Source organism: Streptomyces murinus (genome assembly GCF_002154555.1).
Taxonomy (GTDB): domain Bacteria; phylum Actinomycetota; class Actinomycetes; order Streptomycetales; family Streptomycetaceae; genus Streptomyces; species Streptomyces murinus.
The window spans coordinates 1-11,674 of sequence record NZ_MUNF01000326.1; the positions used below are offsets into that span (position 1 = coordinate 1).

An 11,674-nucleotide genomic window follows, 5' to 3' on the forward strand; every position below is an offset into this window, starting at 1 on the left:
CCCGGTCCCTGTCGGCCGCCGAGGCCGGCGGCCGACAGGGACCGGGCCACGGCGGAGTGGTCCACCGTCCGTACGAGTTCCAGATCGGCGGCGTCCAACACCTCGGGCCGCACCATGTTCACGATGACCCGGCCCACCGGCAGCCGCGCCGCGCGCAGTTCGGCGATGCCGTCGGCGGTCTCCTGGACCGGCATCTCCTCCAGCAGCGTCACCAGGTGCACCGCGGTCTCCGGCGACTTGAGGACCCGCATCACGGCCTGCGCCTGATTGTGTATCGGGCCGATCTTCGCCAGGCCCGCCACCTCGTCGTTCACATTGAGGAAGCGGGTGACACGGCCGGTCGGGGGCGCGTCCATGACCACGTAGTCGTAGACGAACCGGCCGGCGCGGTCCTTGCGGCGCACCGCCTCGCACGCCTTGCCGGTGAGCAGGACGTCCCGGATGCCGGGCGCGATGGTGGTGGCGAAGTCGATGGCGCCGAGCTTCTTCAGAGCTCTGCCCGCGCCGCCCAGCTTGTAGAACATCTGGAGGTAGTCCAGAAGGGCCAGTTCGGGGTCTATGGCCAGTGCGTACACCTCCCCGCCCCCGGGAGCGACCGCGATCTTCCGCTCCTCGTACGGCAACGCCTCCGTCTCGAAGAGCTGTGCGATGCCCTGCCGGCCCTCGACCTCCACGAGAAGCGTCCGCTTCCCCTCGGTCGCGAGGGCCAGCGCGAGTGCGGCGGCGACCGTCGTCTTTCCGGTCCCGCCCTTGCCGCTGACGACCTGGAGCCTGCTCACGTCTTCGAGACTAACCAGTCCGGCCGACCGTCACGCGGGAGGCTGTGGATAACGGGGAGACGACGAGGGAGTGATCGGTCACAGCGGATACAGTCGGCCCATGACCAAGTGGGAATACTCAACCGTGCCGCTGCTCGTCCATGCCACGAAGCAGATTCTGGACAACTGGGGCGAGGACGGCTGGGAGCTCGTCCAGGTCGTGCCCGGGCCGAACCCCGAGCAGCTGGTCGCCTACCTGAAGCGGGAGAAGCAGGCATGAGCGCGGTCGAGGAGAAGCTGGCCGGTCTGGGCCTGAGCCTGCCGGAGGTCGTACCGCCGCTGGCCGCCTACCAGCCGGCCGTGCAGTCCGGCGTCTACGTGTACACCGCGGGCCAGCTGCCGATGGTCGAGGGCAAGCTGCCCGTCACCGGCAAGGTGGGCGCCGAGGTCACGGCCGACGAGGCCAAGGACCTGGCCCGCGTCTGCGCGCTGAACGCGCTGGCGGCCGTGAAGTCCGTCGCCGGCGACCTGGACCGGATCGCGCGCGTGGTCAAGGTCACCGGGTTCGTCGCCTCCGCGGCCGACTTCACCGGGCAGCCCGGTGTGATCAACGGCGCCAGCGAGCTGCTCGCCGAGGCCCTCGGCGACAAGGGCGTGCACGCCCGCAGCGCGGTCGGCGTCGCGGTGCTCCCGATGGACGCGCCGGTCGAGGTCGAGATCCAGGTCGAGCTGGTTCCGTAGCCCCGCCGCACCCGTACCGTCCGTAGCCCCGCCGCATCCGTACCGTCTGTAGCCCCGCCGCATCCGTACCACCGGCACCGCCCGCACCGCTCCGGCACCTCGGGTACCTCTCGAACATTCGCCCTACACGGGATAGCCTCCGGCCATGGCGAACGGTCAGTGGTACCCCCCGGAGTGGCCGGACCGCATCCGCGCGCTCGCGGACGGCACCCTCACCCCGGTGTCCCCCAAGCGCGCGGCGACGGTGCTCCTGCTGAAGGACACCGAGGCCGGACCGGCCGTCCACATGCTGCGCAGACGCGCCTCCATGGCCTTCGCCGGAGGCGCGTACGCGTATCCCGGGGGCGGCGTCGACCCGCGCGACGACGACACGCGGATCCGCTGGGCGGGCCCGCCGCGCGCGTCCTGGGCCGAGCGGCTCGGGGTGGACGAGGCCGGCGCCCAGGCGATCGTCTGCGCGGCGGTCCGGGAGACGTACGAGGAGGCGGGCGTCCTGCTCGCCGGGCCCGACCCGGACACCGTCGTCGGCGACACCACGGGCGACGACTGGGAGGCGGACCGCGCCGCCCTGGTCGCGCGTGAGCAGTCCTTCGCCGAGTTCCTGCACCGGCGCGGCCTGGTGCTGCGCTCGGACCTGCTGGGCGCCTGGGCGCGCTGGATCACCCCGGAGTTCGAGTCGCGCCGCTACGACACCTGGTTCTTCGCGGCCGTCCTCCCTGAGGGCCAGCGCACCCGGAACGCCTCCACGGAGGCCGACCGCACGGTGTGGATCCGCCCGGCCGAGGCCGCCGCCGGGTACGACCGGGGCGAGCTGCTGATGATGCCGCCCACCATCGCCGCGCTGCGCGAGCTGCTGCCGTACGGCACCGCCGCCGAGGCCCTCGTGGCCGCCGCCGCGCGCGATCTGACGCCGGTGCAGGCAACAGCCCGGCTCCGGGACGGCGAGATCGTGCTGTCCTGGCCGGGGCACGAGGAGTTCACCAAGCACGTTCCGTCGAGCTCGGCGCCCGCCGACGCGACCGGGGGAGGCCGCGCATGACCGACGCGAGCGCGCTGCCCGGTCAGCCCAGGGGCGTGGTCGGCTCCGGACCCGCCACCGTGCGGGCCGTCAACGTCCTCGCGCCCAACCCCTCCGCGATGACCCTGGACGGCACCAACACCTGGATCCTCGCCGAGCCGGACTCCGATCTGGCCGTGGTGATCGACCCGGGTCCGCTGGACGAGGGCCATCTGCGCGCGGTCGTGGACACGGCGGAGAAGGCGGGCCGCCGGATAGCCCTGACCCTGCTCACACACGGGCACGCGGACCACGCCGAGGGCGCGGGCCGCTTCGCCGAGCTGACCGGCACCCGGGTGCGGGCCCTGGACCCGGCGCTCCGCCTCGGCGACGAGGGCCTGGCCGCGGGCGACGTGATCACCACCGGCGGCCTGGAGCTGAGGGTCGTACCGACCCCCGGGCACACCTCGGACTCGCTCTCCTTCCACCTCCCGGCCGACCGGGCGGTGCTGACCGGCGACACCGTCCTCGGGCGCGGTACGACGATGGTGGCGCACCCCGACGGGCGGCTCGGCGACTATCTGGACTCCCTGCGCCGGCTGCGCTCCCTCACGGTGGACGACGGCGTGCACACCGTGCTGCCGGGGCACGGACCGGTCCTGGAGGACGCCCAGGGTGCCGTGGAGTTCTATCTCGCCCACCGCGCCCACCGGCTCGCCCAGGTGGAGACCGCCGTCGAGAACGGCCACCGCGGCGCGGCCGATGTCGTCGCCCATGTCTACGCCGACGTGGACCGCTCCCTGTGGCCGGCCGCGGAACTCTCGGTCCGCGCCCAGCTGGAGTACCTGGGCGAGCACGGCCTGATCTAGAACGCGTCTGGAACGCGTCTAGAACGCCTCGTCCGGCCCCGGGCCCTTCACGCCGTGCACGCGCGCGTACTCGGCGGCGAGCCAGGGGCCCAGGTCGTCCACATGGCCGCGCAGCACCCGCGGGTCGCCCACGGGCTCGCGGCCGTACTCCGCCGCCGTGAGCAGCTGGGCGGCCCGCTCGGGGTAGTACGCACCGCAGACCTCGGCCATCTCGCGCAGATCGCTCGTCCAGCCGTTCCAGCGGGTCATCACGAGCGTGAAGCCGGTGCGGACGAGATGGCGGGACATGAAGCGCACCAGGCGCCGCCGGGCCGCCTCGTCGTCCCCGGCGGCCGTGATCCGCTCCCGCCAGCGGGGCAGCAGCCGGGCGAGGTCGCCGTTGGTCTCACGGGCCAGCAGGGAGTCGGGGCGGTACCGGGGCAGCAGCCCGGCCAGGTCGGTCCCGAGCAGTGGTGTGCACAGGCAGGCCAGGAACCAGCCCATGTCGTACCGCTCGGGCTCGCTCAGCAGCCGCTCCCGGCCGTACAGCAGCGTCCCGGCCCCGTCGATCTCCGGGAACTCCCGGTCCAGGTCCTCGCCGAGGGCTCGTACGGCGGCACGGTCGGCGTCGGCCGGTTCCTCGCGCAGGACGATCAGCAGGTCCAGGTCGCTGCGGCCCACCCGCGCGGTGCCCCGGGGGATCGACCCGTAGAGGTACGCCCCGTCCAGCCGAGCCCCGAAGACCTCCGGCAACCGCTCCCGTACGGCGGCCACGACCGGCTGGAAGGCGCCGGGCACGTGCGTGAGGGAGCCCTCGCGGAGGAAGAAGCCGTCGGGATCGAGGCCGTGCGGGCGGGGTGGGGCGGTCGGTCCGGGCATGGGGCCATCGTGCCGTGCCCGACCGGGCCGGGGCAGCGGGTTTGTGCCGGGAGGGACGACTCAGGGCGCGGCCCTTGAAAAGCCGCGCCCTGGATGTCGTACGGGGAAGGACCGCGCGTCAGCGGGACCGCTTGGCCAGCCGCTCCACGTCCAGCAGGATGACCGCGCGCGCCTCCAGGCGCAGCCAGCCGCGCTGGGCGAAGTCGGCCAAGGCCTTGTTGACGGTCTCGCGGGAGGCGCCGACCAGCTGGGCCAGCTCCTCCTGGGTGAGGTCGTGGACGACGTGGATGCCCTCTTCGGACTGCACGCCGAAGCGGCGCGACAGGTCGAGCAGGGCGCGCGCCACACGGCCGGGGACATCGGAGAAGACCAGGTCGGACATGGCGTCATTGGTCTTGCGCAGCCGGCGGGCGACGGCGCGCAGCAGGGCGCCCGCCACCTCGGGGCGGGCGTTCAGCCAGGGCTGGAGGTCGCCGTGGCCGAGGCCGAGCAGCTTGACCTCGGTCAGCGCGGTCGCGGTGGCGGTGCGCGGGCCCGGGTCGAACAGCGACAGCTCGCCGATCAGCTCGCCGGGGCCGACGACGGCGAGCATGTTCTCGCGGCCGTCGGGGGAGGTGCGGTGCAGCTTGACCTTGCCCTCGGTGACGACATACAGGCGGTCGCCCGGGTCGCCCTCGTGGAACAGGGAGTCGCCGCGAGCGAGGGTCACCTCGCTCATCGAGGCGCGAAGCTCCGCGGCCTGCTCATCGTCGAGCGCCGCGAAGAGCGGGTTGCGCCGCAGAACGTCGTCCACGAGTTTTCTCCTTGTCGACCTGCTCAGGGGATCTTTCTCCCCTGTGTGCCAGGGACCGTGTTCTCATTTTGCCGGACGGTCCAAACAGTGTGATCTGTCACAAGGATGCCGCACCGGTGTGCCGGGGTAAGCGTCAGGGGTCCAATCGGGGGCCGATCTTCGGGGTCCGGGGCGGATGTCGGTGCCGGGCTCTAGGCTGGCCGGGTGTCCAAATCGCCGGTGAGAGCACAGGCCAAGGGGGCTTAGCGGGTGGTTGTACGTCGCGATTCCGCTGTGGGCGAACAGGGCCCCGGAGGCAGTAGGAAAAGTAGAAAAAAGGCTGACATGGCGGAAGAGACCGGTTCGGAAGGAAAGGCAGGGTCTGCCAGGAAGGCGGCATCTGCCGCGAAGGCGCCTTCCGCGAAGAGGGCCGCACCGGCCAAGAAGTCCGCTTCCGCCCGAAAGGTCACCCCGGCCAAGAAGTCCGTTTCGGGTCGGAAGGTCACCCCGGCCGAGAAGGCCGTGGCCGCCGATGGATCGGTCCCGGTGAAGAAGGCCGCGCCCGCCGAGAAGGTCGCCGTCGCACCCCCGGGCAAGGAGTCGCGGACCGCCCTGGTCCGCCGGGCCCGTCGGATCAACCGCGAGCTGGCCGAGGTGTACCCGTACGCCCACCCGGAGCTGGACTTCGAGAACCCCTTCCAGCTGCTGGTCGCGACCGTCCTGTCGGCCCAGACCACCGATCTGCGCGTCAACCAGACCACCCCCGGCCTCTTCGGCCGCTATCCCACCCCCGAGGACCTGGCCGTCGCGAACCCGGAGGAGGTCGAGGAGATCCTGCGCCCCTGCGGGTTCTTCCGGGCCAAGACCCGGTCCGTCATAGGGCTCTCCAAGGCGCTGGTGGCGGACTTCGGCGGCGAGGTGCCGGGGCGTCTTGAGGACCTGGTCAAGCTGCCCGGCGTCGGCCGCAAGACCGCCTTCGTCGTGCTCGGCAACGCCTTCGGACGGCCCGGGATCACCGTGGACACGCACTTCCAGCGGCTGGTGCGCCGCTGGCGCTGGACCGAGGAGACCGACCCGGACAAGATCGAGGCCGCGGTCGGCGCGCTGTTCCCGAAGAGCGACTGGACCGATCTGTCCCACCACGTCATCTGGCACGGCCGCCGTATCTGCCACGCCCGCAAGCCCGCCTGCGGCGCCTGCCCGATCGCCCCGCTCTGCCCGGCCTACGGCGAGGGCGAGACCGACCCGGAGAAGGCGAAGAAGCTGCTGAAGTACGAGAAGGGCGGCCTGCCGGGGCAGCGGCTCAACCCGCCGCAGGCCTATCTGGACGCGGGCGGCAGGCCCGCGCCGCCGCTGGGGGCCGCGTGACGGAACGAACTGGGCGCCCTCGGCGTTGGACGACACGGAACGACGGGGGTGGGCGATGACGTGGGCCAGTGAGGCGCGAGGCGACGCGGTGGTGCTGAACGGCCGGGGACTGCCGGACTGGCTGCACCCGGTCGCGCGCGCGGCCGAGACCATCGAGCCCCTCCAGCTCAGCCGCTTCCTGCCGCCGGAGAACGGCTCGGGCCGTCAGTCGGCCGTGCTGATCCTGTTCGGCGAGGGCGCTCGCGGCCCCGAACTGCTGCTCATGGAGCGCTCCGGCTCACTGCGCTCGCACGCGGGCCAGCCGTCCTTCCCGGGCGGCTCCCTCGACCCCGAGGACGGCGACCCGCTCGGCGAGGGCCCGCTGCGCGCCGCCCTGCGCGAGGCCGAGGAGGAGACCGGGCTCGACCCCCGCGGTGTGCAGCCGTTCGCCGTGCTGCCCCGGCTGTACATCCCGGTCAGCCGCTTCGTCGTCACCCCCGTCCTCGGCTGGTGGCGCGAGCCCAGCCCGGTCGGCGCGGTGGACCCGAACGAGACGGCGCGGGTGTTCACCGTCCCCGTGGCGGATCTCACGGACCCCGCCAACCGCACCACCGTCGTCCACCCCAGCGGATTCCGGGGTCCGGCATTCCAGGTCGAATCGGCCCTTGTGTGGGGTTTCACGGCCGGGGTGATCGACCGGCTGCTGCACTACGCGGGCTGGGAGCGCCCCTGGGACCGGGAGAAGCTGGCCCCGCTCGACTGGAGCTCATGACAGGGTGATCCCCGTGCTGTCTCTTTCCCGGGGACGCGGAGTTCCTGAAGTCCCCATGGGGGCGGGCCGGACGCCTCGTCCGAGCCGCGGGAAGCGGAATGGAGTAGGCGAGGGCCTGAAGCGGTGAACGTGCTGGACATCCTGTTGCTGGTCGCTGCCGTGTGGTTCGCGGTGGTGGGCTACCGCCAGGGCTTCGTCGTGGGCATCCTGTCGGTGATCGGGTTCCTGGGCGGCGGTCTCGCGGCGGTGTACGCGCTGCCCGTCGTCTGGGACGCGGTGACCGACAACGCGGAGGTGAACACCACCGCCGCCGTCGTGGCCGTGGTCGTCGTCATCGTCTGCGCCTCCGTCGGCCAGGCCCTGACCACCCACCTCGGCAACAAACTGCGCAAGCACATCACCTGGTCCCCGGCCCGCGCCCTGGACGCCACCGGTGGCGCGCTGGTCAATGTGGTGGCGATGCTCCTGGTCGCCTGGCTGATCGGCTCCGCCCTGGCCGGCACCACCCTGCCGACCCTCGGCAAGCAGGTGCGCGGCTCCAAGGTGCTGCTCGGGGTCTCCCGGGCGCTGCCCGCCCAGGCCGACGGCTGGTTCGCGGACTTCTCCTCGGTGCTCGCGCAGAACGGCTTCCCACAGGTCTTCAGCCCGTTCTCCGACGAGCCCATCAAGGACGTCCAGCCGCCGGACCCGGCCCTCGCCGGCAGCCCGGTCGCCACCCGCGCCCAGCGCTCCATCGTCAAGGTCACCGGCACCGCGCAGAGCTGCGGCAAGGTCCTGGAGGGCACCGGCTTCGTTTTCGCCGACCGCCGGGTGATGACCAACGCGCACGTCGTCGGCGGGGTGGAGGCGCCGACCGTGCAGATAGGCGGAGTGGGGCGGCGGTACGGCGCCAAGGTGGTGCTGTACGACTGGAAGCGCGACATCGCGGTACTCGACGTACCGGACCTGAAGGCGGACGCGCTGAAGTTCTCCGCGCCGGACGCGGCCGGGGGCGACGGCGCGATCGTGGCCGGCTTCCCGGAGAACGGCTCGTACGACGTGCGCGCGGCCCGGGTGCGCGGGCGCATCTCGGTCAACGGCCCGGACATCTACCACCGCGGCAGCGTGCGCCGCGATGTGTACTCGCTGTACGCGACCGTCCGCCAGGGAAACTCCGGCGGACCCCTGCTCACCCCTGACGGCAGGGTCTACGGGGTGGTGTTCGCCAAGTCCCTGGACGACGCCGAGACCGGTTACGCGCTGACGGCGGACGAGATCCGACCGGACATCGCCCGCGGTCGCACGGCGAACGAACAGGTGGGCACGGACAGCTGCGCGCTGTGAGCCGCGGGGCGGCTCAGTTGCGCGGGTGACGCAGCCGCACCGAGACCCAGCGGGCCCGGCGGCGCAGGATGCGCGGGATCCCCACCCGCAGTTCGCCTTCCGCGAGTTGCGGGGTGCCTCGCTGAGGCGTGCTCAGGCCCGTGGCCGAGCGGCGGTTGCGGGGTGCGTCACTGTAGTCGTGCGTCAAGCCCATACCGGTCCGTGTGCCCCCGCCTCAAGGTCGATAACCGCTTGGACGGCGGCCAATTGGCGTATGCGGCAGGCATGTGGCCGAACGGGGGACAAGTGGCGAGGAACCGGATACTCCACGCATCGGTTCCGCGCCGTGTCGTCACCGGTCGGGCTCGGGGTCCTTCAGCCAGTTGACCAGCTCCGTCGAGAACGCCGCGGGGTCCTCCTCGTGCGGGAAATGCCCGAGCCCGTCGAACAGCCGCCAGCGGTACGGCGCTTCGACGTACTCCCCGGAACCGGCGGCGCTGCGCGTGCGGCTCACCGGATCGAGTGAACCGTGCAGATGCAGCGTGGGCACCCGCACCGGACGCTTCATCCTGCGGTAGAACTGCACGCCGTCCGGGCGCGCCAGAGAGCGCACCAGCCAGCGGTACGGCTCGACGGAGCAGTGCGCGGTGGAGGGGATGCACATGGCGCGCTGGTACGTGCGCACCGCCTCGTCCTCCGGCGGGCGCGGCCCGGACCAGTCCCGGATCAGACGGCCCACCAGCTCCCCGTCGTCCGCGGTGAGTTGACGCTCCGGGATCCAGGGCCGCTGGAAACCCCAGATGTAGGAGTTGGCGGCCGTCTGCCGGGCGTCGCGCAGCATCGCCGCGCGCCAGCGCCGGGGATGCGGCATCGACACCACCGCGAGCCGGCGCACCAGCTTGGGGCGCATGGCCGCCGCGGTCCACGCCAGATAGCCGCCGAGGTCGTGTCCGACCAGCGCGGCGTCCGGCTCGCCGAGGGAGCGGATGACACCGGTGACGTCCAGGGCGAGGTTGGCCGGGTCGTAGCCGCGCGGGGTGCGGTCGCTGCCGCCGACGCCCCGCAGATCCATGGCCACCGCCCGGTAGCCGGCCTCCGCGAGGGCGACCAGCTGATGCCGCCAGGTCCACCAGAACTGCGGGAAGCCATGGAGCAGCAGCACCAGGGGGCCGTCGCCGAGTTCCGCGATGTGGAATCGGGCGCCGTTGGCGGCGACGTCCCGGTGGATCACCTGGTGTCCGGGCAGGCCGATCCGTACCAGCGAGGGATGGGCGGGGTCATGAGCGGGGTCCGTCATGACGACGAGCGTGCCACAGCCTCGATGGCCGCGGGGCCCCGATCCTCGGGAAGCTCCGGGCGCGGGTGCGGCTTGGCGTTGCCCAGGACGCTCGCCGATTCCTTCATGGACGCGGCGACCTTCTGCGGGCCCCGGCCCTTCTTGGCCTTCTTCGCGAACACCACGCCGATCAGCGCGAGCAGACCGGCGACGAGCACGTTTGCCGCGAAGGACAGCACGAAGCAGATCGCCAGGTTCCAGTGGGACCAGGTGCGGATGCCGTACGCCAGGGCGAAGTTGAGCATCGGCAGGGAGAAGACCAGGACCGCGCCCGCCAGCGAGAACGCGCCGCCGCTGGTCGCGCCGCGCTTCACGTCCTGCTTGAGCTGCGCCTTGGCCAGCGCGATCTCGTCGTGCACCAGCGCCGACAAATCGGTCGTCGCCGAGGCGAACAGCTGGCCGATGCTGCGTTCGGCGCCGACCGGGCTGCCGTCGGGTGCGCTCATCGCGTTCTCCCTTACGAGTTCTCTCGTGTCCCCGGGGCCTGCCGGGCGGGCCGCCGCCCTGCCCCGGGTCACCGTCTTGATTTGTACCGTCTCGTCAGATCATGCCGGACGGCCGCCCTCGTCGCCTGCCCCGCCCGGCACTTCCGCACGCCCGTCGTCCGCCGCGGCCGTCCGCTCGGCGGCGATCCGCCGGTGTTCGGCGGCCCTGCGCTCCAGGATCCGGGCCATGCGGAGGTGGTACGCCGGATCGTCCTCCTCGTAGACGTCGGGGACGCCGTCGAGGTCGTCGTCGCGGTCCTCGGCCTCGCACAGCTTCCGGTACTTGGCGTTGCGTATCTTCAGCAGCACGGTGGCACAGATCGCGGCGATCAGGGACCCGGTGAGGACGGCGGCCTTGGTCTCGTCGGTGAGGAGCGCGTCGCCGTCGTAGGCCAGTTCGCCGATGAGCAGCGAGACCGTGAAGCCGATGCCGGCGAGCGAGGCCACCGCGAAGACGTCCGGCCAGGCGAGGTCCTCGCTCAGGGAGGCGCGGGTGAAGCGGACGGTCAGCCAGGTGCCGCCGAATATGCCGAGCGCCTTGCCGAGGACCAGGCCCAGCACCACGCCGAGGGTCTCCGGTCGGGTGAACAGATCGCCGAGCGCCCGCCCGGACACCACCACACCGGCGCTGAACAGCGCGAACAGCGGTACCGCGAACCCGGCGGACAGGGGCCGCACCAGGTGCTCGACGCGCTCGCCGGGCGAGTGCTTCTCGCCCTCGCGGGTGGTGCAGCGCAGCATCAGGCCCATGGCCACACCGGCGATGGTGGCGTGTACGCCGCTGTTGTACATCAGCGCCCAGTTGACGATCGCGAGCGGCAGGTAGACGTACCAGCCGCGCACGCCCTTGCGCAGCAGCAGCCAGAAGACGGCGAGGCCGAGGAACGCGCCGCCGAGCGCGGCGAAGTTCAGCCGGTCGGTGAAGAAGACCGCGATGATCAGGATCGCGAAGAGGTCGTCGACGACGGCGAGGGTGAGCAGGAAGGCGCGCAGGGCGCTGGGCAGCGAGGTGCCGATCACCGCGAGGACGGCGAGCGCGAAGGCGATGTCGGTGGCGGTGGGCACCGCCCAGCCTTGCGTGGAGCCGTGTCCCACGAGGTTGGTGACCGTGTAGACGAGTGCGGGTACGGCCATGCCGCACAGGGCGGCCACCACGGGGAGCACGGCCGCCTTGGGGTCGCGCAGGTCTCCGGCGACCAGTTCGCGTTTGAGCTCGATTCCGGCGACGAAGAAGAAGATCGCGAGGACGCCGTCGGCGGCCCAGTGGGCGACCGAAAGATCCAGGCCGAGGGCTCCGGGGCCGAAGCTGAAGTGGCTGACCGCCTCGTAGCTGTGGCGCAGCGCCGGGATGTTCGCCCAGATCAGGGCGGTCACGGCGGCGAGGAGCAGAAGCACTCCGCCGACGGTCTCCGTGCGCAGGGCGTCCGCGACGAAGGT

The 11,674-nt window shown here is 72.1% G+C and carries 14 protein-coding genes; 7 read left to right on the forward strand and 7 right to left on the reverse strand.

Annotated elements, in window-relative coordinates; genetic code table 11:
* Positions 1–779, reverse strand: a 779-nt coding sequence (gene bagA, locus CCN72_RS20235) for an ATPase BagA (RefSeq protein WP_107430131.1), incomplete at its 3' end; no start/stop codon positions are given.
* 100 nt (positions 780–879) lie between these two features.
* Here bagA and sp36 point away from each other — a divergent pair.
* The 4 genes from sp36 (at position 880) to CCN72_RS20255 (ending at position 3,365) form a co-directional block, all read left to right on the forward strand.
* Positions 880–1,038 (forward strand): Sp36 family protein, encoded by a 159-nt coding sequence (sp36, locus tag CCN72_RS20240; protein ID WP_018547934.1) that lies wholly within the window; start codon positions 880–882, stop codon positions 1,036–1,038.
* Positions 1,035–1,499, forward strand: coding sequence for a RidA family protein (locus CCN72_RS20245; RefSeq protein ID WP_037658491.1), 465 nt, complete (start codon positions 1,035–1,037; stop codon positions 1,497–1,499). Before sp36 ends, CCN72_RS20245 begins: the two co-directional genes overlap by 4 nt.
* Positions 1,500–1,644: 145 nt before the next feature.
* The gene (locus CCN72_RS20250; RefSeq protein ID WP_086808742.1) at positions 1,645–2,538 is read left to right on the forward strand and encodes an NUDIX hydrolase; all 894 of its coding nucleotides are present in this window, start codon (positions 1,645–1,647) and stop codon (positions 2,536–2,538) included.
* Positions 2,535–3,365, forward strand: coding sequence for an MBL fold metallo-hydrolase (locus CCN72_RS20255; protein ID WP_086808743.1), 831 nt, complete (start codon positions 2,535–2,537; stop codon positions 3,363–3,365). The genes CCN72_RS20250 and CCN72_RS20255 overlap by 4 nt, the downstream gene beginning before the upstream one ends.
* Before the next feature lie 18 nt (positions 3,366–3,383).
* Here the strand turns inward: CCN72_RS20255 and CCN72_RS20260 are convergent, their stop codons facing one another.
* Both CCN72_RS20260 and CCN72_RS20265 read right to left on the reverse strand, forming a co-directional pair.
* The gene (locus tag CCN72_RS20260) at positions 3,384–4,223 is read right to left on the reverse strand and encodes a nucleotidyltransferase domain-containing protein (protein ID WP_086808744.1); all 840 of its coding nucleotides are present in this window, start codon (positions 4,221–4,223) and stop codon (positions 3,384–3,386) included.
* Positions 4,224–4,341: 118 nt separating this feature from the next.
* Entirely contained in the window at positions 4,342–5,016 is a 675-nt protein-coding gene (locus CCN72_RS20265) for a Crp/Fnr family transcriptional regulator (RefSeq protein ID WP_014674022.1), read from the reverse strand.
* Positions 5,017–5,340: 324 nt separating this feature from the next.
* Here CCN72_RS20265 and nth point away from each other — a divergent pair, with 324 nt between their 5' ends.
* From nth to CCN72_RS20280, 3 genes are all read left to right on the forward strand, one after another.
* Positions 5,341–6,363: an endonuclease III gene (gene nth, locus CCN72_RS20270; RefSeq protein WP_086808745.1), complete on the forward strand. Its 1,023-nt coding sequence runs from the start codon at positions 5,341–5,343 to the stop codon at positions 6,361–6,363.
* Between the two features lie 55 nt (positions 6,364–6,418).
* Entirely contained in the window at positions 6,419–7,114 is a 696-nt protein-coding gene (locus CCN72_RS20275) for an NUDIX hydrolase (protein ID WP_085565841.1), read from the forward strand.
* Between the two features lie 123 nt (positions 7,115–7,237).
* Positions 7,238–8,437, forward strand: coding sequence for a MarP family serine protease (locus tag CCN72_RS20280; RefSeq protein WP_086808746.1), 1,200 nt, complete (start codon positions 7,238–7,240; stop codon positions 8,435–8,437).
* A 13-nt stretch (positions 8,438–8,450) separates the two neighbouring features.
* Here the strand turns inward: CCN72_RS20280 and CCN72_RS20285 are convergent, their stop codons facing one another.
* From CCN72_RS20285 to nhaA, 4 genes are all read right to left on the reverse strand, one after another.
* Positions 8,451–8,630, reverse strand: coding sequence for a hypothetical protein (locus CCN72_RS20285; protein ID WP_085565843.1), 180 nt, complete (start codon positions 8,628–8,630; stop codon positions 8,451–8,453).
* A gap of 138 nt (positions 8,631–8,768) precedes the next feature.
* Positions 8,769–9,713, reverse strand: a complete 945-nt coding sequence (locus CCN72_RS20290) for an alpha/beta fold hydrolase (protein ID WP_086808747.1) — start codon at positions 9,711–9,713, stop codon at positions 8,769–8,771.
* Positions 9,710–10,198 carry a phage holin family protein gene (locus CCN72_RS20295; RefSeq protein WP_086808748.1) on the reverse strand — a complete coding sequence of 163 codons (489 nt, stop codon included), beginning with the start codon at positions 10,196–10,198 and terminating at the stop codon, positions 9,710–9,712. Before CCN72_RS20295 ends, CCN72_RS20290 begins: the two co-directional genes overlap by 4 nt.
* A 99-nt stretch (positions 10,199–10,297) precedes the next feature.
* Positions 10,298–11,674 (reverse strand): Na+/H+ antiporter NhaA (gene nhaA, locus CCN72_RS20300; RefSeq protein WP_086808749.1); only part of this gene is annotated, 1,377 nt, incomplete at its 5' end.

Bases quoted from the DNA above. Each gene is read 5' to 3' on its own strand.
- CCN72_RS20285 (WP_085565843.1), bottom strand. From the start codon at position 8,630: ATGGGCTTGACGCACGACTACAGTGACGCACCCCGCAACCGCCGCTCG.
- nth (WP_086808745.1), top strand. From the start codon at position 5,341: ATGGCGGAAGAGACCGGTTCGGAAGGAAAGGCAGGGTCTGCCAGGAAG.
- CCN72_RS20275 (WP_085565841.1), top strand. From the start codon at position 6,419: ATGACGTGGGCCAGTGAGGCGCGAGGCGACGCGGTGGTGCTGAACGGC.
- CCN72_RS20290 (WP_086808747.1), bottom strand. From the start codon at position 9,713: ATGACGGACCCCGCTCATGACCCCGCCCATCCCTCGCTGGTACGGATC.
- CCN72_RS20295 (WP_086808748.1), bottom strand. From the start codon at position 10,198: ATGAGCGCACCCGACGGCAGCCCGGTCGGCGCCGAACGCAGCATCGGC.
- CCN72_RS20260 (WP_086808744.1), bottom strand. From the start codon at position 4,223: ATGCCCGGACCGACCGCCCCACCCCGCCCGCACGGCCTCGATCCCGAC.
- CCN72_RS20255 (WP_086808743.1), top strand. From the start codon at position 2,535: ATGACCGACGCGAGCGCGCTGCCCGGTCAGCCCAGGGGCGTGGTCGGC.
- CCN72_RS20245 (WP_037658491.1), top strand. From the start codon at position 1,035: ATGAGCGCGGTCGAGGAGAAGCTGGCCGGTCTGGGCCTGAGCCTGCCG.
- CCN72_RS20250 (WP_086808742.1), top strand. From the start codon at position 1,645: ATGGCGAACGGTCAGTGGTACCCCCCGGAGTGGCCGGACCGCATCCGC.
- sp36 (WP_018547934.1), top strand. From the start codon at position 880: ATGACCAAGTGGGAATACTCAACCGTGCCGCTGCTCGTCCATGCCACG.